Annotated in this window: 26 protein-coding genes and 2 pseudogenes; 27 read left to right on the top strand and 1 reads right to left on the bottom strand. The window is 30.6% G+C overall.

Annotation, left to right across the window (positions count from 1 at the left end; genetic code table 11):
* Positions 1-24: 24 nt before the first annotated feature.
* A pseudogene (locus tag HMPREF2580_RS12550) lies at positions 25-308 on the top strand (Csa1 family protein); the annotation flags it as partial.
* Between the two features lie 157 nt (positions 309-465).
* Here HMPREF2580_RS12550 and HMPREF2580_RS09075 read toward each other — a convergent pair.
* Positions 466-1464 (bottom strand): CHAP domain-containing protein, encoded by a 999-nt coding sequence (locus HMPREF2580_RS09075; RefSeq protein ID WP_070832227.1) that lies wholly within the window; start codon positions 1462-1464, stop codon positions 466-468.
* 240 nt (positions 1465-1704) lie between these two features.
* Between HMPREF2580_RS09075 and HMPREF2580_RS09070 the strand changes: the two genes are divergently transcribed.
* The 26 genes and pseudogenes from HMPREF2580_RS09070 to HMPREF2580_RS08945 all read left to right on the top strand — a co-directional run bounded on the left by HMPREF2580_RS09070 (position 1705) and on the right by HMPREF2580_RS08945 (position 26373).
* Complete coding sequence (locus tag HMPREF2580_RS09070; RefSeq protein WP_002441688.1) at positions 1705-1998, top strand: WXG100 family type VII secretion target; 294 nt, start codon at positions 1705-1707, stop codon at positions 1996-1998.
* A gap of 83 nt (positions 1999-2081) precedes the next feature.
* Complete coding sequence (esaA, locus tag HMPREF2580_RS09065) at positions 2082-5117, top strand: type VII secretion protein EsaA (protein ID WP_070832224.1); 3036 nt, start codon at positions 2082-2084, stop codon at positions 5115-5117.
* The gene (gene essA, locus HMPREF2580_RS09060) at positions 5117-5551 is read left to right on the top strand and encodes a type VII secretion protein EssA (protein ID WP_002441693.1); all 435 of its coding nucleotides are present in this window, start codon (positions 5117-5119) and stop codon (positions 5549-5551) included. The genes esaA and essA overlap by 1 nt, the downstream gene beginning before the upstream one ends.
* The gene (locus HMPREF2580_RS09055) at positions 5548-5790 is read left to right on the top strand and encodes an EsaB/YukD family protein (RefSeq protein WP_070832221.1); all 243 of its coding nucleotides are present in this window, start codon (positions 5548-5550) and stop codon (positions 5788-5790) included. The genes essA and HMPREF2580_RS09055 overlap by 4 nt, the downstream gene beginning before the upstream one ends.
* 13 nt (positions 5791-5803) lie before the next feature.
* A complete protein-coding gene (essB, locus tag HMPREF2580_RS09050) occupies positions 5804-7129 on the top strand; it encodes a type VII secretion protein EssB (protein WP_070832218.1) in 1326 nt (441 codons plus the stop codon).
* Positions 7130-7149: 20 nt separating this feature from the next.
* Positions 7150-11595, top strand: a complete 4446-nt coding sequence (gene essC, locus HMPREF2580_RS09045; protein ID WP_070832214.1) for a type VII secretion protein EssC — start codon at positions 7150-7152, stop codon at positions 11593-11595.
* Positions 11596-11608: 13 nt separating this feature from the next.
* Entirely contained in the window at positions 11609-11899 is a 291-nt protein-coding gene (locus HMPREF2580_RS09040) for a TIGR04197 family type VII secretion effector (RefSeq protein ID WP_070832211.1), read from the top strand.
* A gap of 14 nt (positions 11900-11913) precedes the next feature.
* Positions 11914-12318 carry a YwqH-like family protein gene (locus tag HMPREF2580_RS09035; protein WP_070832208.1) on the top strand — a complete coding sequence of 135 codons (405 nt, stop codon included), beginning with the start codon at positions 11914-11916 and terminating at the stop codon, positions 12316-12318.
* Positions 12319-12333: 15 nt separating this feature from the next.
* Complete coding sequence (locus HMPREF2580_RS09030; protein ID WP_070832205.1) at positions 12334-13917, top strand: T7SS effector LXG polymorphic toxin; 1584 nt, start codon at positions 12334-12336, stop codon at positions 13915-13917.
* Positions 13918-13928: 11 nt separating this feature from the next.
* Positions 13929-14600 carry a DUF5079 family protein gene (locus HMPREF2580_RS09025; RefSeq protein WP_070832202.1) on the top strand — a complete coding sequence of 224 codons (672 nt, stop codon included), beginning with the start codon at positions 13929-13931 and terminating at the stop codon, positions 14598-14600.
* Between the two features lie 3 nt (positions 14601-14603).
* Positions 14604-15056 carry a DUF5085 family protein gene (locus HMPREF2580_RS09020; protein WP_070832199.1) on the top strand — a complete coding sequence of 151 codons (453 nt, stop codon included), beginning with the start codon at positions 14604-14606 and terminating at the stop codon, positions 15054-15056.
* Positions 15049-15504, top strand: coding sequence for a DUF5085 family protein (locus HMPREF2580_RS12080; RefSeq protein WP_083321683.1), 456 nt, complete (start codon positions 15049-15051; stop codon positions 15502-15504). The genes HMPREF2580_RS09020 and HMPREF2580_RS12080 overlap by 8 nt, the downstream gene beginning before the upstream one ends.
* Positions 15505-15508: 4 nt before the next feature.
* Complete coding sequence (locus HMPREF2580_RS09010; RefSeq protein WP_070832196.1) at positions 15509-16111, top strand: DUF5080 family protein; 603 nt, start codon at positions 15509-15511, stop codon at positions 16109-16111.
* Between the two features lie 92 nt (positions 16112-16203).
* On the top strand, positions 16204-16575 hold the full coding sequence (locus HMPREF2580_RS09005; protein ID WP_070832193.1) for a cystatin-like fold lipoprotein: 372 nt from the start codon (positions 16204-16206) through the stop codon (positions 16573-16575).
* 165 nt (positions 16576-16740) lie between these two features.
* Positions 16741-16947 (top strand): hypothetical protein, encoded by a 207-nt coding sequence (locus tag HMPREF2580_RS09000; protein WP_070832190.1) that lies wholly within the window; start codon positions 16741-16743, stop codon positions 16945-16947.
* Between the two features lie 192 nt (positions 16948-17139).
* Positions 17140-17613 (top strand): DUF5083 family protein, encoded by a 474-nt coding sequence (locus HMPREF2580_RS08995; RefSeq protein WP_070832187.1) that lies wholly within the window; start codon positions 17140-17142, stop codon positions 17611-17613.
* A 12-nt stretch (positions 17614-17625) separates the two neighbouring features.
* Positions 17626-17988, top strand: a pseudogene (locus tag HMPREF2580_RS08990) (cystatin-like fold lipoprotein).
* A 20-nt stretch (positions 17989-18008) separates the two neighbouring features.
* Positions 18009-18422 carry a DUF4064 domain-containing protein gene (locus tag HMPREF2580_RS08985; protein ID WP_070832184.1) on the top strand — a complete coding sequence of 138 codons (414 nt, stop codon included), beginning with the start codon at positions 18009-18011 and terminating at the stop codon, positions 18420-18422.
* Positions 18400-18792, top strand: a complete 393-nt coding sequence (locus tag HMPREF2580_RS08980) for a DUF5084 family protein (protein WP_070832181.1) — start codon at positions 18400-18402, stop codon at positions 18790-18792. Before HMPREF2580_RS08985 ends, HMPREF2580_RS08980 begins: the two co-directional genes overlap by 23 nt.
* 154 nt (positions 18793-18946) lie before the next feature.
* On the top strand, positions 18947-19564 hold the full coding sequence (locus tag HMPREF2580_RS08975; protein WP_070832178.1) for a DUF5079 family protein: 618 nt from the start codon (positions 18947-18949) through the stop codon (positions 19562-19564).
* A gap of 474 nt (positions 19565-20038) precedes the next feature.
* Positions 20039-20698 (top strand): DUF5079 family protein, encoded by a 660-nt coding sequence (locus tag HMPREF2580_RS08970; RefSeq protein ID WP_070832175.1) that lies wholly within the window; start codon positions 20039-20041, stop codon positions 20696-20698.
* Positions 20699-20929: 231 nt separating this feature from the next.
* On the top strand, positions 20930-21955 hold the full coding sequence (locus tag HMPREF2580_RS08965) for a hemolysin family protein (RefSeq protein ID WP_070832171.1): 1026 nt from the start codon (positions 20930-20932) through the stop codon (positions 21953-21955).
* A gap of 24 nt (positions 21956-21979) precedes the next feature.
* Positions 21980-23047 carry an NAD(P)H-dependent flavin oxidoreductase gene (locus HMPREF2580_RS08960; RefSeq protein ID WP_070832167.1) on the top strand — a complete coding sequence of 356 codons (1068 nt, stop codon included), beginning with the start codon at positions 21980-21982 and terminating at the stop codon, positions 23045-23047.
* Positions 23048-23270: 223 nt separating this feature from the next.
* Complete coding sequence (locus HMPREF2580_RS08955) at positions 23271-24119, top strand: DUF72 domain-containing protein (protein ID WP_070832165.1); 849 nt, start codon at positions 23271-23273, stop codon at positions 24117-24119.
* Positions 24120-24132: 13 nt separating this feature from the next.
* Positions 24133-24960 (top strand): sulfite exporter TauE/SafE family protein, encoded by an 828-nt coding sequence (locus HMPREF2580_RS08950; protein WP_002441733.1) that lies wholly within the window; start codon positions 24133-24135, stop codon positions 24958-24960.
* Between the two features lie 93 nt (positions 24961-25053).
* Positions 25054-26373 carry a bifunctional metallophosphatase/5'-nucleotidase gene (locus tag HMPREF2580_RS08945; RefSeq protein WP_070832162.1) on the top strand — a complete coding sequence of 440 codons (1320 nt, stop codon included), beginning with the start codon at positions 25054-25056 and terminating at the stop codon, positions 26371-26373.
* Positions 26374-26444: the final 71 nt, after the last annotated feature.

Raw genomic sequence — 26444 nt, 5'->3', positions numbered from 1 at the left:
TAGTAACAGAAAAATGGAGATTTTAAAGATTTGAAAACGAATCAGTATTCAAAGTTAGGCTACAATCCTAATGTTCCTAGCTATACCTTAGAATATAATCTAAATAATGAAGAAAATAATGTAAAAAACTTAGAGAAATTTATAATATCCCTACAAACAAAAAGCCAAAATTGATAATAGAAGGGCAAAGTAGTCTCAATCACGCAAGAGTAGGATATAAGAGTTTAGAATTTTCATTTATAAAGAGAACAGATGAAACAATTTCATTTACAGATAATGTGAACCTTCAACCGTCAAATACAAATTAAAATTCTCGAAATGTAAGTGACGAATTTTATCGACTATAGTTAATCAACTTTAATATTCTAATTATAATTTGATGAAGTTCTTTTGAAATAAAAATATGAGTAATATGCAATAGGAGGATAAAGTAGAGATCAACTTCTACCTTATCCTCTTATTTTATTAATGTATATAACTATAGGAACCAGCTTCGCTAGAAGAAATTGTTCTAGTTGAGACGATATAAGGGGCTACCCAGTTCATTTCTGAAATATAAACACTACCATCTGAATTGACACGCTCGACATAAGCGACATGGCCATATGGACCGTTTATTGTTTGAAGAATCGCACCTTTTTCTGGAGTATGGTCGACTTTGAATCCTGCGCTAGACGCTTGTCCAGCCCAATTTTTTGCATCTCCCCAGAACGTACTTATAGTATGTCCATCTTGAGCACGTTTATCAAACGCGTACCAAGTGCATTGACCTGCAGTGTATAAATTATTCTTATTCGTAAATAGTGGTTGTGAAATAATTTTACCATTACCTAAAGCTAACGGTTTCCCATCTTTAGTTTTAGCTTTTTCATTAAATTCTGAGACTTTAAGTTCATCATATAAGTCATCCATATCTAAGTTAGTAATCATGCCATGTTTATCTTTTTTGAAAGCTTGAGAAACATCAGCATTATGATCATCATCGTTGTTAAGGTTGGGAGGCGCAATTGGTGAACGGTTATTTTGTGGAGGAGTATCACTATTATTTATTTTTTCCCCTTGATCATTATTCCCATTTTGAACATCTGGTAATGGCGTTGACCCATTACTTCTATTTAATAAGTTATTAGAATTAGATTGATTCGATTCTTGAGGTTGATTAACTTTTTTCTGCGAAGTTGAATAACGATGTGCTACATTATTTTGTCCAGAAGAATGATTTGTAGAGGTATTATGTTGCCCATCATCATTATTATTTCTGCCATTATTTACATTCCCATTACTTTTCCCATATGTATAAGTAAAAGAACCATCAGATGGATTGACCTTAAAATCTGCGTTTGGATGTTCTTTTTTAGCTTCTTCGATTGTCCCGTAATTCTTAGCGTAACCTATATTATCTATATTAAGTATATTTAATATAGTAAGTGTAGAAATAGTTGATAATAATAATTTTTTGCTCATTAATCGCTAATCCTTTATTTGAAATTTTACTTTTATTATACACATAAAAAATACTTAAATGAATAAGGAATTTTAAATTTCTACATTTTTCGAAGTAAAAATAAATAATTATTGATAAATTTGAAGAAAACTATGTACATATACTTATAATTTTTATATTATTTACGTAAGGCACACTAAAACTTTTTTAGTATGTCTACATGCAAGATCTAACTCAAAATTTTCAGGAGGTTCTACAATATGGCACTTATTAAGATGAGTCCGGATGAAATCAGAGCTAAGTCACAATCTTACGGGAATGGATCTGAACAAATTCGTCAAATTTTATCTGATTTAACTCGTGCACAAGGAGAAATCGCTTCGAACTGGGAAGGTCAAGCATTTAATCGTTTCGAAGAGCAATTCCAACAACTTAGTCCAAAAGTTGAAAAATTTGCTCAATTATTAGAAGAAATTAAACAACAATTAAACAGCACTGCAGACGCAGTTCAAGAACAAGACCAACAGTTGTCTAATAACTTCGGATTACAATAATAATTTTGTGTATAGTAGAGCCACATTTCAATGTGGCTTTACTTTTCATCATGGGGAGAATGTTTTGAAAGGGAAATATAAAAATGAAAAAGAAAAATTGGATATATTCACTCATCATAATATTAATTATAGTGTTAGCCATAGTAGGACTAATTACTTTTGTACATACGAAATATGGAAATCAAGCTGAAAATCATACTAAAAATGAAACTAAAGATTATAAAAATATACATATTGCAATTATAAATGAAGACCAACCAACTAAATATAACGGTAAAAAAATTGAATTAGGTGAACCTTTTATTAAGAGGTTATCTGAGCATAGTAATTACAATTTTGAAACGGTATCAAGAAATATCGCGGAAAATGGACTTAAAGATGGTAAATATCAGGTAATGATTGTTATTCCTAAGAACTTTTCTAAATTAGCAATGCAATTAGATGAAAAAACACCATCAAAAATGTCTATTCAATATAAAACAGCTGTAGGACAAAAAGAGGATGTTGCTAAGAAAACTGAAAAAGTAGTAAGCGATGTTCTTAACGATTTTAATAAGAATTTAATCAATATTTATCTAACAAGTATCATTGATAATTTACATAACGCTCAAGAGAATGTGGGAGACATTATGAAGCGTGAACGTAATGTGGACCAAAATTTTGCCAACTATCTATTAAATCCGCTCAATGATTTTCCAGAATTATTTACGGATACATTAGTAAATTCACTCGTGGCAAATAAAGACATCACGTCATGGATTCAAAATTATAATCATTCACTTCTAAGTGCTAACTCAAATATATTTAACATCGATAATGATTATAACGCTTCTTCAATTGTTCAGGATCAAGGATCATTTTTCGATAAAAATATATCAGCATTAGAACAAACGTTAGATGATTATAAAACTCAAAAGGATAACATTAACGTTGGCGATTACATCTCAGAATTAAAACAAATGAATAAACAAATTGATCAACAATCGGAAGAACAAGACCGTTCTAAAGAAGAATATAATCAAACATTTAAAGAGAATTTAGAAAAAGTTAAAGATGATGTAAAAGAACAAGAATCACCATTTACAAAAGACATGATAGAAGATTATCGTCAGAAATTAACTGAGTCTTTAGAGGAACAACTTAGAAATAATCAAGATCTCAATGACGCATTAGACCAAATTAAACAAGATAATCAAAACATACAAGATACAATGATGAATCATCTTAAAAATACAATAGAAAACGATCATACAGGTTTCGATAATTATTATATTAGAAAGCTGACAAATGAAGATTTAGAAAATGCAGGGTTAAGTTGGAAAGCAACACGTGAATATCAACATATCCTAGATGACATGAATCAATTTATCAGTAAATATAATGAGGCAAACCCTGATCATCCAATTAAACAAGACGATTATCATGGAGAAATTAATGCGGATGATACATCTAAGTTAACTAATGAAGGTGTAAAATTCGAAAGAAAAGAAACAATTAAGAGTAAAGACATCAACAGATTGAGCATTGCGACTGATCCTAACTTCGATTTCGATGGTACTGTCTATATTAATGACAAAAAGTATGATGTTAAAGATCAAGACATTAAATTAGATACAACTCAGAAATCATATGATGTAGAAGTTAAAGGTACAGCTAAGTTGAAAGGCGACCATAAAAATCAAGAAGACTTCCTTAAAGATAAAACGATGCATCTACAACTTGTCTTCGGTCAAGCTGATAAAGATGATGAAAATAAGAAAGCGAATGTCGTAGATTTAAGTATCAATCATAACTTGGAAGGCAAATTAGTTAGTGGAGATTTAGACCAACAATTGCGTTCTCTAGATCAATTTAAATCAGAATACGATTTATATAAAGATAGTGATCTTGATCCTAAAAAACCAAAAATTGATAATAAAGCAATTGTGAATATGATGGTTGACCAAGTTATCAAAGATATGGAAAGTTTTAAAGACGATAAGTCTGCATTACTCAAAGAAATTGATTCTCTAAGCAATTCGTCAAACGACATGATTGATAAAATATTTGATAATAAACAAAGCGTTGAAAACAATAAAAAAGAACTTAATTCAATCATTGATAGTTTAAATGATGTTGAAAAGCAACTTGAAGAAGATCCTGAAACACCTAAAATCGAAAAAGATAAAGGTAAAGAATATACAACTTTATCAACGCATTTAGACGATCAAGTGAATAAATTATCTGAACGTAGTACGAAGTTACTTTCAGATAGTCAGAATTCTAAATCTACAGCTGATTCAATCAGTGGAGAATTAAATAAACTTGATGACAATGTCAATAATTTACATGCAAGTGGTAGAGCGCTTGGTACAAGAGCGAATGATTTAAATAAACAAATGGCAAACAATGATAAAGATAACCAACTCTTTGCTAAAGATTTTGCAAATGTACTGAAAAATTCTAAAGATGGAGATCGACAAAATAAAGCACTTAAAGACTTTATGAGTAATCCAATACAGAAACAAAACTTAGAAAACGTATTGGCTAATAATGGAGATAAAGATACGTTCTCACCAACATTACTCGTATTACTGATGTATCTTATCTCAATGATGACAGCATATGTGTTCTATAGTTATGAACGTGCAAAAGGTCAGATCAACTTTATTAAAGATGATTTTAGTAAAAATAATCATATATGGAACAGAGTCATTTCTTCAGCAATAGTGACATTTACTGGAATGGTTGAAGGACTTGCGATTGGTTTAATTGCTATGAATCGTTATCAAGTGATGCCAGGTTATAAGGTTAAATTCATTTTCATGATTCTAGTGACTATGATTGTGTTCGTCTTAATTAATACTTATCTATTAAGACAATTAAAATCTATCGGTATGTTTATCATGATTGTAATATTAGCAGTTTACTTTATCGCGATGAATTACTTGAATCCATCAGGAAGTGGTAGCACGTTAAATCGTTTATCACCATTATCTTACGTAGACTCAATGATTTATAACTATTTAAATGCTGAACATCCAGTAGGTCTCGCATTACTTGTTTTATCATTATTGGCAATTGTAGGATTTGTGTTAAATATGTTCATTAAACACTTTAAGAAAGAGAGGCTCATCTAATGATAATTGAAAGTATGATAGCAATGACATTGTTAACAGCTGATAATCATAGAGGTGACCTTAATATAGAAATTGACCAAGAAGATAAAGAGAATGTGAATAAAGATATAAAAGAATACGACACAACGTTATTTGATAAAGATAGTAAATCTATTAATGACGCAATAAAACAACAACAAAAGAATAAAGATGAAAAAGTTAAAAATAATTTGTTTCAAAACCAAGCGAGTCACACGACTCGCTTGGATGAAACAAAGCACGTATTGTTTTCCCATAAAAGTTCAAATAATGCTGTGGAGAGTGATAAGAGCCCCTATATACAAGACAAACAAAAGAGAAACATCTTTCCTTACATCTTGTTAAGTATAGGGGTTCTTTTGACGTTAGGATTTGTCATATTTTCCATTAGAAGAGGGAGAAGAAGTAAACAATGAACCAACATAAAAAAGTGACTATAGATTTTTCAAATTATCATATGGGGACTTATGATTTATCAGTTCCAATATATTTACCACTTAAAACATTGATTCCTTTAATTATTGATAGTTTAGGTATCGATATTCGTAATTTTAAAAACCAAGTTAAAGTAATTACGAAAAATCAATTATTAGTTGAAAATGATAGATTAGTAGATTTTCAAGTTGCAGATGGAGACATTTTGAAATTATTATAGGGAGAATTCAATCATGGCGAATAAAAAATCCAAAGAACTTAGTGAATTAGAAACATTAGATAATAAGCAAGATGTTAAAAAGCATGATAGAGAAGATATGAGAGAAATAACGAAGTCTTCTATTAAGAAAGAACATTATCATTTAATGTACTTACTCGAACAGAAAGCTACTTACTTTATTGATGCTGAATTGACCGAGTTGCGTGATAGTTATCAAGTCTATTATAAGATCTCAGATGATATCACATCTTTTCACAAAATAACTAAGTTCTCTAAAAATGAAAAATTAAGATATTTATTGAATATTGCTAAATTAGAAGATATTAAAAATACAAGATATACCTTCGTTTTAGCACCAAATGAGCTGTATTTTACTAAGGATGGCTTACCACTTCTAAAGACAAGAGGGTTAAAAAACATTGTGGAGCCGTTACCAATGTCGGACGAAGATTTTCTGACTCGATATAAAGCGTTAGTAATTACTTCGTTTAATAGTAAGGTTTCATTTGATTCACTCGTTGAAGGGAATTTGGAACTACATAAGGGAACGCCTTTTGAAAATCAAATTATTAATATCAAATCATTAGATGAATTGAAAGATTTTCTTAAGCAACAGTTTAATAAGCAACAAAAAGATTATTCTCAAAATTTCACATATGTTAGAAAAAGAAAATTCCAAATCTTTAAATGGTTAGCTATTGGGGCAAGTATTTTAGGATTGTTACTTATCGCATTTTTAGTGTATCTCTATTTTTCAGTTATGAAGAACCATGATCAAGTTGAAAAAGGTTACAAAGACTATGTTAAATCAGACTACACTCAAGTTTTGAATGACTATAAAGATTTAAATGGTAAGAATTTAGATAAAGAAGCGCTATATATTTATGCGAAAAGTTATGTTCAAACGAATAAGCAGGGATTAGAAAAAGATAAAAAAGAAAACTTATTAAATAATATTACTCCAAATTCTAATAAAGATTATTTACTTTATTGGGTTGAACTTGGACAAGGCCATTTAGATGAAGCATTGAATATCGCAACATATTTAGATGATAACGATATTATGAAACTCGCTTTAATTAATAAATTAAGTGATATTAAAAATAATTCAAATCTTTCAAATGACAAACGTTCAGAACAAACTAAGAAATATAATGATAAACTTCAAGATATTTTAGACAAAGAAAAAGAAGTTAAAGACGAAAAAGCTAAAAAGAAAGAAGAAGAAGCTAAGAAAAAAGATGAAAAAGTAAAACAACAAGAAGAAAACGAGAAAAAACAAAAGAAACAAGCTCAAAAAGATAAAGAAAAACGTCAAGAAGCAGAACGCAAAAAATAGTATAGGACTGGGGACTAACTATGCATAAATTGATTATTCAATATAATGACCAAATAAGCATGCTTAATTTAAGAAATGGTAAAACGTATACCATTAGTAATGATAAAGAAGCAGATATTACCTTTAATTTATTAGAAGAACCCATACACCTTGAACAAAATGAACAAGGTGTATGGCAAGCAAATCACACGTCAATATTTAAAGAACTTAAATATCAAACGAACAATGGCGAAGTAATATTCAATATTTATTTTAAAAATAATCTTACTTCATATGCGTATCCTTCATCTAAAGAAGTCATGACAATTGGTGAAAATGCGTTTGATGACATTCAAGTTGAAAGCTTGAATGATATTGTGATGGTTAAGGATATCCAACAAATTTATCACAATCATTTTATCAGAATTGTGCATAATACAAATAATACGCTATATATTAATTATGAAAAGCAATCGCAAGAAGTAAGTAAAGCGTATATAGGGGACCATGTATTTATAGACGGTATTTGGTTTGAAGTTCAAGAAGAAGGCCTCTCAATACTGTCGCATGGAGACATTCATTCTGAATTGATCGTACTCAATAATGATGAACCGGAAGCTGTGGATACAGATTATAACGATTATCACCGTTCGCCTAGAATCATTCATCGTGAACCTACGGAAACAATTAAAATTGAAAGACCACCTCAACCTGTTCAAAAGAATAACACCATGATTTGGCGAGCGATTATTCCACCTTTAGTAATGATTGCATTGACGGTAATTATCTTCTTAGTAAGACCTATAGGTGTCTATATTTTACTTATGCTTGGTATGAGTACCGTTACAATCATTTTCGGTATCACAACGTATTTCACTGAGAAAAAGAAATATAAAGAAGATGTCGAAAAACGAGAGAAAGATTATAAGAAGTATTTAGAAGAGAAAGCAACAGAAATTAACAAAGCCATCAAAGATCAACGCTTTAGTTTAAATTTTCATTATCCAACATTACCAGAAATTAAAGATATTGTTGAAACGAAGGCACCTAGAATATATGAAAAAACATCTCACCACCATGATTATCTTCACTATAAACTCGGCGTCGCAAATATTAAGAAATCATTTAAAATCGACTACCATGAAGAGGAATTCAATCAACGTCGTGACGAACTCTTTGACGATGCGAAAAGATTGTATGAATTCTATGGTGAAGTTGAACAAGCACCTTTAATCAATGATTTAACACATGGGCCAATCGCTTATGTTGGTACACGTCATCTTATTATAGAAGAAATTGAAAAAATGATTCTTCAATTATCAACGTTCCATAGTTACCATGAATTAGAATTTTTATTGGTAATTAGGGAAGATGAGAAGGACACATTCAGTTGGTCAAGATGGTTACCACATATGACGTTAGGCGCTCAAAATATTAGAGGGTTTGTTTACAATCAACGTACAAGAGACCAAATTCTAACGTCAATTTACAGCATGATTAAAGAGCGTATCCAAACAGTTCGAGAAAAGACACAAAGTAATGAAAAAGTTATATTCACGCCGCATCTTGTATTTATTATTACTGATATGTCTCTAATTATTGACCACGTTATTTTAGAATATGTGAACCAAGACTTAACAGATTATGGAATTTCGCTTATTTTCGTTGAAGATGTCATTGAAAGCTTACCAGAACATGTTGAAACGATTATTGATGTGAAATCTCGCACTGAAGGCGAACTTGTTATGAAAAATGAAGAGCTCGTGCAATTAAAATTCACGCCTGAAAATATTGATGGGGGCGATAAAGAGTATATTGCACGTCGCATCGCTAATTTAAATCATATTGAACATATGAAAAATGCGATTCCAGATAGCGTGACATTCTTACAAATGTATAACGTGAATGAAGTAAGTGAATTAGATATTAAGCATCGTTGGCAAGTTAATGAAACATTTAAAACAATGGCAGTACCATTAGGTGTAAGAGGTAAAGATGACATTCTCAATCTTAACTTACATGAAAAAGCACATGGACCACACGGTTTGATTGCTGGTACGACTGGTTCTGGTAAATCTGAAATTATCCAATCTTACATTCTTTCATTAGCGGTTAACTTCCATCCACATGAAGTGGCATTCTTATTAATCGACTATAAAGGTGGAGGTATGGCGAACTTATTTAAAGACTTGAAACACCTCGTTGGGACAATTACCAACTTAGACGGTGATGAAGCGATGAGAGCGTTAACGTCTATTAAAGCTGAATTACGCCAGCGTCAACGTTTATTTGGCAAACATGATGTGAACCATATTAACCAATATCACAAACTATTTAAAGATGGTATTGCAACAGAACCTATGCCACATTTATATATTATTTCGGATGAATTCGCCGAATTAAAATCTGAACAACCTGACTTTATGAAAGAGCTTGTATCAACTGCGCGTATCGGTCGTTCATTAGGAATTCATTTAATTTTAGCTACGCAAAAACCATCAGGTGTCGTTGATGACCAAATTTGGTCGAACTCTAAATTTAAATTGGCGTTGAAAGTGCAAGACCGTCAAGACAGTAATGAAATCTTAAAAACACCTGACGCTGCTGACATCACGTTACCAGGTCGTGCGTATTTACAAGTGGGTAATAATGAAATTTACGAATTGTTCCAATCTGCTTGGAGTGGTGCGACGTATGATGTTGCAGGGGATAATTATGAAGTTGAAGATAAGACGATTTATATGATCAATGATTATGGTCAGTTTGAAGCAATTAATAGAGACCTTAGTGGTTTGGAAAATGAAGAACCACAAGAAAGTCAAACAGAACTTGAAGCGGTGATTCATCACATTCAAGATGTTACACAACAACTAGCAATTGATGACTTAAAGCGTCCTTGGTTACCACCATTACCAGAAGCGGTGTATCAAGAAGATTTAATTGAAACAGATTTCACAAAATTATGGTCAGATCAACCTAGTGAAGTTGTATTAACGGTAGGCTTAAAAGATGTGCCTGAAGAACAATATCAAGGCCCGCTGGAATTAGAACTTAAAAAAGCAGGGCATATTGCGCTTATTGGAAGTCCTGGTTATGGGCGTACCAATTTCTTACACAATACTATTTTCGATATTGCAAGACATTATCGACCAGATCAAGCACATATGTATCTATTCGACTTTGGTACAAATGGTTTAATGCCAGTATCCGATGTTCCTCATGTGGCTGATTACTTTACAGTTGACCAAGAAGATAAAATCGCCAAGTCAATTAAGCGCATTAATCAATTAATCTCTGATCGTAAAAAGCTATTAAGTCAACAACGTGTAGTTAACATTGAACAATACAATCGTGAAACGAACGATGCGGTGCCAAATGTATTTATCATCATTGATAACTATGACACGGTTAAAGAATCACCATTCGTTGAAGAATATGAAGAAATGATGATGAAAGTGACACGTGAAGGTTTAGCACTTGGCGTGTATATCATTTTAACTGGTTCAAGATCTAATGCGATTAAGTCAGCCATTTTCACAAATATTAAAACACGAATTGCACTATATTTATTCGAAAATAACGAACTTACAAATATTATTGGCTCTTATAAAAAAGGAGTTAAAGACATCAAAGGACGAGCTGCGATTAATGATGATAACTTTACTCAGTTCCAAATTGCACAACCATTTAGAGTAGGCGAAGGCGAAACGTATAACAGTCACATTAAAGACGAAATCGCCAAAATGAACGAAAACTTCGTTGGCGATTACCCAGCACACATTCCAATGATGCCAGAGAAAGTAATCAGAGAAGACGTAGAACGAAGATACAATCTCGAACAACTTATCTTAGAAGAACACAAACTACCACTCGGATTAGATTTTGAAGACGTAGAGTTAGTGAGTTTAGATTTATCTTCTCCAAGCATAATGACTGCAAGAGTTCCTAAAGATTTAGAAAATTTAAATGATCGAGTATTTGAAGAGTTAGTAAAATTAAAATCTACAACTACGACAATATTAATCGATGCAGACGCCAATTTGGCAAATAAAAGGGAATATTTCAGTTCATATTATTCTAAACCAGAAGATTTAACGTTTATTAAACAAGGTTTCGATGTTGAAATTAAGAAAAGACTCAATGGAGAACGTTCAACAGATGATGCAAAAATTGTGTTTATTAATAACTTAAAAGCATTTATAACTATGACAGGATTAACTGACAAAAACATAAGAACGATGCTATCAGATGGTCCGAAAGTTAATGTAAATGTCATTATTAGTAGTATGTATAACGACATTATCGGAACATATGACAAAGAAACAAAACTTACACGTCAAATTATTAATCAAGCAGTTATCGTTTCTCGTTTATATGATCAAGACTTTTTACCGTCAAAAACAACTAGTAGAGAGCCGATGTTAAAACCAAACGAAATGCATTATTTCAATCACAATGAGTATGAAAAAATTAAATTAATTAATTGAGGGGGAGCCGATTATGGGAGAAGTTAAAGTAGAAACAGGTTCAACATCATCTAAAATCAACAATATATCTTCAGCGGGGTCAAATATTAAATTTAATGTAACCAATGATAGTCTAGACTCAACTAATATTAGTCCATTTGTGGGTTTTGCGTCTGCAATTGAATTAGTATCTAGTGCTATGTCTAATTATAGTTCGATAGTTACACAGGATGCTACTGCGATGAATAATGCAGTAGAAGATTTTAGTGATAATGATCAAAACCTTGCTAATCAAATTAACCAAAATACTTCTGGTTTGAATTAAGGAGTTGAAATCAATTGTCAAATAAAGCTGAACTTCGTCGTAAAAGGGCACAATATGTTTCTCAACGTAGTGATAAAGAAAATGAACTAAGTGATTTAAAATCCGATAAAAGTAGATTGAAAAAAGCAATAAAGACTGCAGAGTCAATACAGGAAGATTTTGATTCCGAAAAGAGTAAATACCATCGCATTAAGATCACCAGTAATGAATGGTCAGGAGAAACTAGAGATAAGTCGGATAATAAAAAAGATGATTTAGATGATGCAATTAAAGACTATAGTGAAAAATATGATGATATTTTAGAGCAAATGAATAAAGATTTAGACAAAATAGAACATAAAATTGAAGGAGTCGAAAGTGATATTTCAGGTTTAAATGCTAGTATAGCTGCTATTGATAGGGAACTTGGTAAAAACTAAAAGGGGGTACTTAAATTGGGAAATAAAGTGAAGATGGCTGAGGTACACTCACTTCAAAAAGCTGTTAATAGTTCACTAAATAATCTTTCAAATGACACTAAAACCTTGGAAAACAACTTAAATAATCTTAAAAGTGATGATAATTTCAAAGGTGAAACAGCATCAAGTATTAGTGCTTATAATGATAGTTTTCATATCGAAACTATTCACAGAATAGGTAAAATAAAAAATGAATTTGAATCTAAATTTAAAAGCGCGATAAATGCTTTTCATTCAGATGTAGATAATAACCATAGCGCTATTCTTGATGAAGATGGTATGTATGATTATAGAGACGATTTGAAAAACTCTATAAGTAATATAGAACAATCTAAAAATAAAATGAATAGTACTATTAAAAGTGTACAAGACATTACCGAAGCAAAAGTAATATCTAGTAATTCAGTTAAAGAAAAAGGAAACGATTTAACAAAATTTATAGAAAATACTATTGATGACTTTAAAGATTTTCAAGCTAAACATGACATGGATGACGCTGAATTGTTAGATATGATAGCACCAGTTGCCGCTATGACATCTAAAGTTAAAGATATGCCAACTAATCGCTCTACAATTCCAAATAATGCTGGACGTATAGCAAATTTATATACAATGAATTCAAAAGATAATCAGTTTACTAAAATGAAAAAAGAATTAGATAAGTATCGTAATGCAGTGTATGGAGGTAAAAAAGTTGCAAAAGTAACAAAATCTATTTTAGAAATTAAAAATCATATCATGGCAGCATATATTGCTGGTGATGGAAATTTTGGAGTTGGTAATAGAATTTTATCGTCTGGTAAAATTGGTCAACTTGGTAGTAAAAAAGTAAAATTAATAAATGCTACATTAAACACAAATATAGAAAATATTCAAGGAAAAAGGTTGCTCAAAGCTTCAAAATTTTTATTGAATAAAAATGGAATGAAAATGAGTGACAAAATCGCAAATGCTATAAAAATGACTCGAAATTTTGATGATGCAGAATTTAAAAGCATTCAAAAAGCAGTAGAAAAGTATACCAATAAAAGTCCATTGAGAAGCGGTGCTAAGGCAGGACTAGATAATATAATTAATCCCAAAATAAGAGAAACAATAAAAAATCCTAAGCTAATCAAGAAATTTACGCTAGAACAGTTAAATGAATATAAGAGTATGAATAAACTTGGGAAAGGATTAACATTTTTAAAATATGGAAGTAGAGCTCTTGGCCCAATTGGAGTAGTTACTGCAATAGGATCAAACGTAATGAGTAATAAATCCAAACAGAGAAAAGTTGTAGATTCTGCTGTTGACTTAGGTGCAATGGGTGCATCAGTTGCTACAGGTGCTGCTGTGGGGGCCGCTGTAGGTGGTCCACTTGGAGCAGTTGCAGGAACAATTGCAGGGGCTGGCGTGTCAGCAGCTTCTGATTGGAAAGTATTTAATGGGAAATCAGCAACGGACATTGCAAAGGATAAAGCAAATGAAGCGGTTAGTAGATTTAGAAATTCTAAAGCTTGGCACGACACATCTGAAGCTTTCAAAGGTTTTGGAAAGTCATTATCAAGCGTATTTTAAGGAGGAACATTATGTCCACTTCAGAATTATTAGACGATATAAGAAAACCAGGAGCTCAAATACTTAGTATATTTTTATTTTTAATATTGGGCTATGCATCATTAGTATTTCTTTTTGGTGCAGATATTAAAGATATGTATATAGGATTGAGGATTTTTCTAATAATTGAAATAATTATTATAATTATAAGTGTTATTCAATTTAAAGATTTTTTCAAATACGAAAATATTGATAATAAATTAAAGCTAAAAAAATATGCAAAATTTTTAACAATAATTAATATTTTAAGTACTTATAATGTAATATTTATGTTTCACAATATCTTTTATGTACTAGCTTTACAAAGTAAATATAATTTAGAAAATTTTTGGTTAGTAACTACAACAATAGTTTTACTTTTTTGTATTTTAGACTTAATCAGTAATTTGTTTATTTTGATAGAACTACCCAGAGTTGAAAAAGTAATAAATGGAAAGTTGAAATCAAAACTAGGTATAATCTTTAAACTTTTAGCACAATTAATATTTGTTGAGAAGATTATTGAGTATTTCACACTACCTTATTATTTAGATAATAAATTCACTATAATGGTTTCTATTATTATTATTTTTGCATCAAATGTAGGTGCGTATCTATATATGAAAAAATATGCAGATTTTAAAGCTAAAGTCTTGGAGGATTAAGTAATGCAGTTAGATATGTTAGTGATGCCGAATATAGCTAAAATGGAATTTTCTATGGACCCAAATTATTGGGAAGAGGAAATGTTAAGAATTAAATCTTTCTTTGTATCTAAGGACATTTACACTACAGGTCCAATTATTTTTACAAAAGAAATAATTGGTCTTGATGAAGCGAGTTTTACCACTTACATTGCTTTAAATGATGAAATTGAAGATATTCCAGAATTAAATATTGAATTTTTATCATCTCTAGAAGTTTTGCCAACAATTTCTCATAAGTGCTTTGATGATGATGATTTTGAACAAGTTTATCTAGAAATTCAAAGATATGCCCAAGAAAATAATGTAGTTTTAATGGATAAACCATACTATCATGTGGTAGTTGATTATTTTGATGGTCAAATTTATGAAATCCATGCAGAAGTTGATGTAGATGGAGTTGATATCGATGAATAAAATGGGCTATTCCTCTATGATGTACCGTAATGTTGCTTATAAAGAATATCTAGATATTCAATTAGATCAAACAAAAGAATGTGTTTTAGATTTCTATGAGAAATTAAGCAACCAAAACCTTCAGAAGAATGGACCTCTAATCATATCTTATACACAGATAATGAAGAGTCATCGTGTGAATATATTAATCCAAATGTCTGTAAATCAACCATTTTATAGTAATGAAATCTTACAATTTAGATCTTATTTATGTATTGACCATATGTTACAAGCTAGAATGCCTGGACAAGATTACGAAAGTGAAGAAGTTAAAGCACTTAATGAAATTGAAGCATTTTCAAAAGAAAATAAATTAAGAAGAATTTCACCATACTATCATATTATAAATGAATTTGATGACTATCATTGGATTGATTTGAAAGTCAAAGTTTTAGATAGAAAGGATTGAAATGATGTTCTTCTTATTATTAATAGTAGTATTTGGTTTTTATTATGTACTTTACCTGACAACCGTTATGCTCTCAGAAAGAATGAAAATATTACCAACGCTCCTTTACATATTTAGTATGATTTTATTTATAATCCCATTTATATTTAGTCCTAGTGATCAAAATGGTAAAGAAAATTATTTATTAGTTTTAGAAGCAGGAATTGTATTTTATGGTTGGATATTTATTAATTCATTATGGAAAAGACCACTCAAAGTAAAATTTAAAGTTTTAACAGAAGGTTCTAATAATAAAATTACTCAAAATGAATATGAACAAGTTGAAAGTTTGTCAATTAATTTACTACTTTCAAAATATAAATTTTACATATCATTATGTACTTTAATAGTTTTGTTTATTACTACCAAAATTTATGTAACTCCAGATATGATAGATGGAGTTATAGAGGGAATTCAAACAATAGTTATACTATTATTTTTCGTAATAATAGTTTATTTCATAATTGATATTATTTTATGGATAAAAAGAAAGAAATTTGCATTTATCACACTAAAGCCTATATTTGTTATATTCTTATTTATTTTATTGTTAGTATTTTTGCCATAATTTAAAATAAATATTTAAAAATTAAATAAAATGAATTGGGAAAAGAAGTGTTTATAAAGTATGAAAATCAAAAAATTAGGGAGATAAGTATTATGAAAAAAGTTTTAGTTATTTTATTGATGTTAACGATAGTTTTGGCAGGGTGTAATAATGGAGAAAAATATAAAAAAGATATTGATAAAGTTTATAAAGAACAAGAAAAGCTCAACAAAGAGATTTCACTGTTTAGTGATAAAGTAAATACTAAAATTGATCGAGATAAAAGTAATACTCATGTTTATAAAGATGGAAAAGTTATCATCATTGGCATTCAATTATTTAAAAAGGAAAATAAATTACATTACTTCTATTATAATATTAAGGATGGCAAAGCAAAATTTGATGAAGAAGCGGATCCAATGAAATATATGAAAAAACATGATGCAGATTATGAGGAAGAAAATCAAAAAGTTGAAAAGAAATAAATAAAGTAGTTAGCAGAAAATATAATGATTAATAACTTTAATAAAAATAGTTATATCATTGGTAATATTTTCGATTAATCTATATGAAAATGAATGAAATTTTCATATAATTGAATCATAGAATTTATATTTTATTAATCTATTTACTTAAGGAGAATTGTACGCATGGAAAAAGATGGAAAAGCTCTAAAGGTATGGGCGTGGATTTTTATAGTACTAACGTTTATTTTTGTATTATTTGCAATAGGAAGTATACTTTGTAGTATTAAATATAAAAAGTATGATGAGAAAAAAGGTGCACAATTATTACAAATATCAATTATCGTTGCAGTTGTTACTTTAGTTTTCAATATAAGTAAATTCTTTATGTAAATAGATACACTATAACCATAGTAGTATATTCAATATAAGAAATTTATCAATATTATACTGAAAACTGAAGCTTTAAAATGGCTTAGTATTTATATTAGAGATTTATTTCCTATATTATTTAGGAGATAAATCTTTTTTGTTTTATTAATTTTATCGAAAATAATATTTCTTAATATGCGGGTAAGGTGTTTTATGGAAAAGATAAAGAAAATAAACAAAATATTTTTATCATTTGAAATGATTCCTTTTGTAATATTTGCAGTGGGCATTTTTATACCGACAATAATTAGAATATTGGGTATACATGCTACAGATAAACAAAATTTTGGTGATAAAGTTGGTTTATATATATATATAATTATTGTATCAGTATATGCGATAACGATAATCATTGAAATAATTTGTTATTTTATGTTTTTAAAAAACTATAGATTTGATGTAACAAACGTTGAATTAAAAAATAGAGTGAAAGTTACAAAAGTTTTATCAGTTTTATATATGATACCTGGTCTGTGTGCTATTGTTTTTTATTTCCGATGCTTACATATCAGATCATTTAGAGATAATAAATATTCTGGACAACCAGCATACCACTTTTGGGAATTTTTTATCAAAGAAAATCGCAAACCTATAGAATTAAAAGATTTCTTTACTAAAAATCGTTAGTATGGAGAATAGATGAAAAAATTGTTCGTAGGAGTGTTAATTATTATGATGTCAACACTAAATGGTTGTAATAATAACCATGAAAATAATGAAAACAAATATCAAAATTAAATAAGCAAAGTACTAAAAATTCAAGAAGAAACTCATAAAGTAATGGTAGAAAAAGTGATAAAGTAAATAAAAATTTTAATAAGGAAAAAGTTAATCGATATGCATTTCAAAATGGTAAATTAATTGTACTTAGTTATCCTCTATACAAAAATAAAAGCCAATTATTCTATGCTACATATGAATTTAAGGGAGAAAAGAGATTTCAACCCTAAAAAATACATTCGAGAACATAAGGCTGATTATAAGGAAGAAAAATATAAGTAAATATGTAAAGGAGTATTTTTTTGAATAAAGCTATTAAAATCACCTCATTAATTGGATTAATTTTACAAAGTTTCTTAACTTTATTGTTCTTATTATTTTTTGTATTATCTATTACCGGAATTTTACATCCTGAATTAACAACATCTGTGAATGGTGAAACAACAGTACACGACACAGAAACTGCACAATCTACTTTTAGTTTAGTATTTGGAGTTTTACTATTCTTTGCGTTGCTTTCATTATTACTAGGTATATTTGGATTAAGAAAAATGAAAAGTAATTTAAAAGTAAGCAGTGTGTTTTACTTTATAGGGGCAGTTATCAGTGCTAATTTAATCACTTTTATATCTTGGATTACGTGTGGTGTTCTATTAATTTCTACTTATAAAGATAAACGTAAGGAGCACAACAATGAAACATACATGGTGGATTAGTTTAGCTATATCATGTATGTTTGGTTTGTTTAGTTCTTATGGGATTATTGTGGGAGTGGGTGCTTTAGGAATGATTGCACTTAACTTGATATTGCTTGTTATATATACTCCTAATCAAAATACTAAAGTATTAGAAAGTATTGCGAAGCCTACAACTTATTTAGCAATAATAGGAACATATCTTGTATTCGTCTTAATGAATGCTGTGTTTTATCTTATTATGAAAGAAACATTCAAAGTTATTGGTATAAGACTTTATGGAGACTTGTTTAATAAATTGGGAATTATTTCATTTGTATTAAGCATAGTTTTATTTACATTAGGAACATGGTTAGTTTTTAGAATACAACACCAAAGAATTAAAATGTAAAACTAAGTATATATTTCATTCTAAACTTGTAAATAATTATAAATTGGAATAACGTAGTTTCTCATTTGAGAACTTATTTAATTGATAGGGGATATTTAGGGTAAATGATATTAATATACAAGAATATTGTATTATTAAAATACAAAGATCGTATATGATCGCATTCGCACTAACTAATTTTATTTTATTAGGATTCTACTTATTTATATACATAGGTCCAAGAGTTAAAGGTGGGGTTTCTTTATACATGCAAATATATTTAATAACTACGTTAATACTGTGGTTATTATTATATTTACAAGAGAAAAAGTTAATATTTAAAAACTTCAATAATAAAAATTATAAGAGTAGGTTATCAATATACTTATTATTAAATATTTTAAATGGATATAACATTCCTTTTTTAGCAAGTTCTGGGTATGTTTTCTATTTTTCTGGAAGTAGAGATGACGCAAAAGACTATTGGTTTATTTTATTAGGCCTAATCTGTATATCTTTTCTTGGTTTATTTCTATTTTGTTTTTCAAACTTTGAAATGTTTGGAAATAAGAAAAATAACTTTATTAGTTTTATGGGTTTGTTAATAATATTGCTTTCTATAATTGTAATGTTGCATGTTTCATTTATAGTCCCTGTCGAATCTGAAGAAAATAGAACAATTTGGATGGGAGTCATTGCGTTATTGTGTGCCCATTTAATGGTAGGTAGAGTCTTATTTTATTTATCTGTACTTATTTTTGATATTAAAGAAGAAGGTCTCCAAATAAATTAACAATTATTTGAATGATACTGGTTTTACATACCGTTTTTACGAAAAACTACATATCAATTTATTTAGAGAATATATATTCTGGGCAACAAGCGTACCATTCTTTTCTTTGTGAATTTTTTATCTGAAAAAACCACAAATAGATTTTAAAAATTTTTAAATATGTATCATGCAATGTTAATGTCCCCATAATATCTTTTATATATTGACTTTGCATAGTAATTATAATTTAGAAAATAATCGCTCAATTTATTTATATAACTAAAATAGTTGAATATTTTATGCTTCCGAATTATTTGGATAATAAATTGTGGTTTTTGTTTCGCTAATGATTTATTTTTTAATTTTTATAGGAACATTCATATACAAAAAAATATGCTGATTTTAAAATTTATGTAAAGAATAACTAAATTTGGTTTTTAAATAGATAATATTTCTATCATAGGATTCAAATTTCTTAGTAGGGGAGTTTGTAAGTTGAAAAAAGAAGTGGTTTTTAATATAAAAAAAGCATATTTAACCCCATTTGGCATTGCTATAAATGGTCTGACAATTTTATTTTATGGGATACTATTACCTTTAAACAATACATATCAAAGATTACCCATATATATAATTGTTTTTATAGCACTGTGGTTATTAATAAATATCATATCCATATGTCAAGAAAGGAATAAAAGGATTGACCTTAATAAGAAACAAGTCCTAACTTATATGGCTGTGAATATATTATGCGGATATAGTTTGATAATCGCGATGAGTTCTATTTATTTTATAGGGGCAACTGTTAATGAATTTAATGTATTTAATTATTGGTTATATTTATTAATTATTCTTTTTGTTTCTTGGATAGGATTTCACCTCTTTTGTATAAGCAATTTTAAAATTATCAACTTATCAATTAACAATTTGATACAAATTATCGGGATTATTCTTACCCTTATATCTTTAATTTCTTTACTTTATTTGGGTTTTATTGTTCCAGTCACGGATGGTGAAAACAATTTTATATTTTGTGGACTGATAGCTTTATTATGTGTATACGCGCTTTTAATAAGAAGTTATTATAGTTATTCATGGTATTTATATTTAGTAAAAAATGGAGAAAAGGAAGCAGAACGTGAGAAAAGGGGATAATATCAATAAACTTCCTTTTCAACCAGAAAATTTAAAAATAGTTACTACAAAAAATTCAATTTTCCAACTACCTTCATAAAACATAGAGGATGAGAGTATTAAGTTTATAACTTAGTATTCTCATCTTTTTTAATACGTACCACATTGGAATTGGTCCCGTTTCAAATACGTATTTCTCGGGAAATAGTTTATTAATGCTTAAATTGATTATTTCTATAAGGAGAATGCATCATGATTGTTGCGATTGTTATTTTGATTTTTGTCTCGTTTTTCTTTTCGGGAAGTGAGACGGCTTTAACTGCGGCAAATCGTACTAAATTTCAAACAGAAGCTAAGAATGGTGATCGAAAGGCCAAAGGGTTAACTCGATTATTAGACAAGCCGAGTGAGTTTATAACTACAATCCTTATTGGTAATAATGTAGCAAACATTATTTTACCTATATTAGTGACGATTTTAGCTATTCGAATGGGTATTAATATAGGAATTGCAGCTACCATTATTACGATAGTGATTATTTTAATTTCAGAAGTGATTCCAAAATCAGTAGCTGCGACATTCCCTGACAAAATTTCACGTTTGGTTTATCCTGTGATCAATATTTGTGTCATTGTTTTAAAGCCGATAACAGTATTATTAAATAAAATGACTGACGGAATTAATCATATGCTTTCTCGAGGAAAGCCAGTTGAAAAACGTTTTAATAAGGAAGAAATACGTACGTTATTAAATATTGCTGGGCGAGAAGGCGCCTTTAATGAAGTGGAGAATGCACGTTTACAAAATGTAATGGACTTTGAGAAATTAAAAGTAACCGATGTAGATACAACGCCACGTGTGAATGTAGTGGCATTTTCAAAAGAAGTGACTTATGATGAAGCATATGAAACTGTGATGAATGAACCATATACACGTTATCCAGTATATGATGAAGATATTGATGATATTATTGGCGTCTTTCATTCAAAATACTTACTCGCGTGGAGTAAGCATAAAAATGATAGGATTACGAATTATGCTTCAAGTCCACTATTCGTTAATGAGCATAATCGTGCGGAATGGGTCTTACGTAAAATGACAGTGACACGTAAACATTTAGCCATCGTGCTTGATGAGTATGGTGGCACCGATGGGATTGTGTCACATGAAGATTTAATCGAGGAATTGTTAGGTATGGACATTGAGGACGAGATGGACCAAGAAGAGGAAGAAAAATTGAAAAATCAAAAGTTCCCGCAAAGTGTGGAACGACGATAACTGAGTTGTAAAGGGGAGAGCATGATGTGGAATGATAATGAAATGACCGAACGACTAGGCGTGCGCTATCCTATTATCCAAGCAGGTATGGCTGGTAGCACTACACCTCAACTGGTTGCGACTGTTAGTGAACAAGGTGGTTTAGGTACGATTGGTGCCGGTTATTTTAATGCTGAAAAGTTGGAAAAAGAAATTCAAGAAGTGAAACAATTAACTGACAAACCATTTGGTGTGAATTTATTTGTTCCTAGCGAGAACCATTATTTACCAGATCAAATTGAGCATATGAATGCATGGTTGAAACCCTATCGACGTGCATTTAACTTAGAAGAACCTGTAGTAAATGTGACCGAAGAAATACAATTCAAGCAAGCGATAGACATGATCATTAAATATCATGTGCCCGTGTGTTGCTTTACATTTGGTATTCCTGATCATGAAACGATACAGAAACTTAGAGAAGCTGAAGTAACATTGATTGGTACAGCTACTACTGTAGATGAAGCCATTGAGAACGAGCGTGCCGGTATGGATTTAATTGTTGCTCAAGGTAGTGAAGCGGGCGGACATAGAGGGTCATTTTTAAATAATGGAAAGTATGAACCAATGATTGGAACGATGTCTCTCGTGCCCCAAGTGGTGGATGCAGTGTCGTTACCTGTTGTCGCTGCAGGAGGCATCATGGATGGGCGAGGTCTTCTTGCTAGTATGATGTTAGGTGCTCAAGGTGTTCAGATGGGTACGGCGTTCTTAATTACTGATGAAAGTGCTGCGAATGATTTATTGAAAAATGCCATCCTAAATAGTAAAGAAACAGATACAGTTGTCACTAAAGTATTTAGCGGAAAGTATGCACGAGGTATTCATAATGCGTTTATCGATGAGATGAATCAATATGATGGAGAAATTCCTGATTATCCTATTCAAAATCAATTGACGAATAGTATTAGGAAGGCAGCCGCTAAAGATGGTAATCCAGAACTCACACATATGTGGAGTGGTCAGTCGCCACGACTTGCTGAGAAAATGCATGCGGCAATGATTATGGATAAAGTTGTATCACAAGTTGAGGAAAGATTAAAACAGAATTAAATCAAAATAGTGTCACAATTGGAGGGGACTCGGACAAAATTTGTTGTTTGAGTCTCCTTTAATATATTGGCAGTAGATGTCTGAATTGAAAGTGCACTTAAATTTTACTTCCCTCAATCAAAGTAAAAGTGATTCGATTTTAATCATTAAAGAATATGTAAATTTTAGATTGATAAAGTGAATCGCTGATTTATTGTATGGTATCATGTTGGTGGTGATAAATATGATAGAAATAGGTCTTACTGGTTGGGGTGACCATGATACATTATATGAAGATTTAGAGCGTAAAACGGATAAACTTAAGACTTATGCCAGTCATTTTCCAATAGTGGAATTGGATGCTTCATATTATGCGATTCAGCCAGAACGAAACATATTAAAATGGATAAATGAGACGCCCAAACGCTTTCAGTTTATCGTGAAAATACATCAAGCGTTAACGTTACATGCGGATTATAAAGATTTTGCAGAGACGCGTAACGAATTATTTGCTCAATTCAAAGCCATGATTCGACCTCTTAAAGAACATGGCAAACTTGCAATGGTATTAGTTCAATTTCCACCATGGTTTGATTGTAATGTTCAAAATATTAATTACATATTATATGTGAGGAAACAGTTAGACGATTTCCCAATGTGTGTGGAATTTCGACATCAATCTTGGTTTGATGAACGTTTCAAAGAACAAACATTATCTTTCTTAATGGAACACCAAATTATTCATTCTGTAGTTGATGAACCACAAGTGAAAGAAGGAAGTATTCCATTGGTCAATCGTATTACTCATGAAATTGCCTTCGTTCGTTATCACGGTCGTAATAGGCATGGCTGGACGAAGAAGGATATGACTGATCAAGAGTGGCGAGATGTAAGATATTTGTATAATTATAACGATGAAGAACTTTCAGATTTAGCACAAAAGGTGAAGATATTAAATCATAAAGCTAAAAAGGTTTATGTCGTTTTTAATAATAATTCTGGTGGTCATGCTGCCCAAAATGCTAAAACGTATCAAGATATTTTAGGTATTGATTACGAAGGATTAGCACCACAACAATTAAAATTATTCTAAGAGGCGAAATGTCATGTTATTAACTATTATTTTATTAGTGCTTATTGGAGGCCTTTCTGCAATACTTGGTTCAATCGTAGGTATAGGTGGAGGCATCATCATAGTACCAACACTTGTTTACTTAGGAGTGAATCATCATTTACTTCACGGTATCACACCACAGATTGCTATTGGTACATCTTCGGTCATTCTTATCGTTACCGGATTGTCTTCTTCATTAGGATATTTAAAAACGAAGCAAGTCGACATTAAAAATGGATCAATCTTTTTATTTGGGTTACTCCCAGGGTCTTTGATTGGTTCGTTTTTGAGTAGATATTTAACATTAGATTCTTTCAATTTATATTTTGGTATATTTATGATTTGTGTAGCCATTTTACTGATGGTTCGCCACAAAATTAAACCATTTAAAATCTTTGATAAGCCTCAATACGAACGTACATATGTAGATGTGGAAGGGAAAACTTATCATTACAGTGTGCCACCACTCTTTGCCTTCGTAGCTACTTTATTTATTGGAGTACTTACTGGACTATTTGGTATAGGTGGAGGCGCACTTATGACACCATTGATGCTCATCGTCTTTAGATTTCCACCTCATGTGGCTGTAGGTACAAGTATGATGATGATTTTCTTTTCAAGTGTGATGAGTTCAGTTGGACACATTGTGCAAGGCCATGTAGCGTGGGGTTACTCTATTGCGTTAATTATTTCTAGTATTATTGGTGCACAAATTGGAGTGAGAGTGAATCGTTCAATTAAATCTGACACTGTTGTCATGCTATTAAGAACAGTGATGTTACTTATAGGTGCATATTTAATTATCAAATCGTTATTATAATTTGATAAGCACTTCTACTTTTAGATAACGTATTTAAATGCTAAAGTAAAAAATAAGTACATAATAATCAATGATTGAAGAGGGGGTCTAGTTATGGAGTTAACGATTTATCATACAAACGATATTCATAGTCATTTAAATGAATATGCACGTATTCAAGCCTATTTAGCCGATCACCGTCCGCAACTTCATCATCCCTCACTTTACATAGATATTGGTGATCATGTTGACCTATCAGCGCCTGTTACAGAAGCCACTCTAGGTAAGAAGAATATTGAACTACTGAATGAAGCGCACTGTGATATTGCGACCATTGGTAATAATGAAGGTATGACTATTTCTCACGAAGCGTTGCAAAATCTTTATAACGAAGCGAAGTTCAAAGTGATTTGTGCGAATGTGTTTGACGAGCAAGGTCAGTTACCTAACCAAATTGCTTCTTCCTATATTAAAGAAATTGAAGGCGTACGCATTCTATTTGTAGCTGCGACAGCACCGTTCACGCCTTTCTATAGGGCGTTAGATTGGATTGTGACGGATCCTCTAGCCGCTATTAAAGACGAAATTGATGCACAACAAGGTCAGTTCGATATTTTAATTGTTATGAGCCATGTCGGTGTGTTCTTTGATGAGAAATTATGCCAAGAAATTCCTGAAATTGATGTTATTTTTGGGAGCCATACGCACCATTATTTTGAAAATGGAGAAATCAACAATGGCGTTTTAATGGCTGCGGCTGGAAAGTATGGGCATTATTTAGGCGAAGTCAACCTTACTATTGAGCAAGGTAAGGTAACTGATAAAAGAGCAAAGCTTCATCCACTTGACGGTTTACCTCAGGTAGAAACGCACTTTGACGAAGAAGGTAAAGCACTATTAAGTGAACCTGTGATTAGCCATCATGTGAAATTGCAGAAAAAAACAGATATGATTACTGAAACATCATATTTACTTGCTGAGAGTGTGTATGAATTTACCCATGCAGATTGCGCGATAGTGAATGCAGGCTTAATTGTAAATAGTATAGAAGCGGATGAAGTGACAGAGTACGACATTCATCGCATGTTACCACATCCTATCAACTTAGTGAGAGTACGATTAACTGGCGATGAATTAATCCAAGTGATTAAGAAAAGTCAAAAACAAGAGTACATCTATGAACATGCTCAAGGTTTAGGATTTAGGGGAGACATTTTCGGAGGATATATTCTATATAACATAGGTTTCATTGAGTCAGAAGATCGTTATTTTGTTAATAATGAGGAAATTCAAAGGGATAAGCAGTATACATTGGGCACTGTTGATATGTATACATTTGGGAGATATTTCCCTATTTTAAAAGGGTTACCGACTGATTATATTATGCCTGAATTTTTAAGAGACATTTTTAAGGAAAAGTTGCTTAGTCTTTAAATTTAACGTATATTAGATTTTAATTTATTGTTAATTTCGTTATAATATACGGAGAGAGAATAAACAGGAGG

The sequence above is a fragment of the Staphylococcus sp. HMSC036D05 genome, from assembly GCF_001836225.1.
GTDB lineage: Bacteria > Bacillota > Bacilli > Staphylococcales > Staphylococcaceae > Staphylococcus > Staphylococcus caprae.
This window is presented reverse-complemented; position numbering and strand designations above follow the sequence as displayed.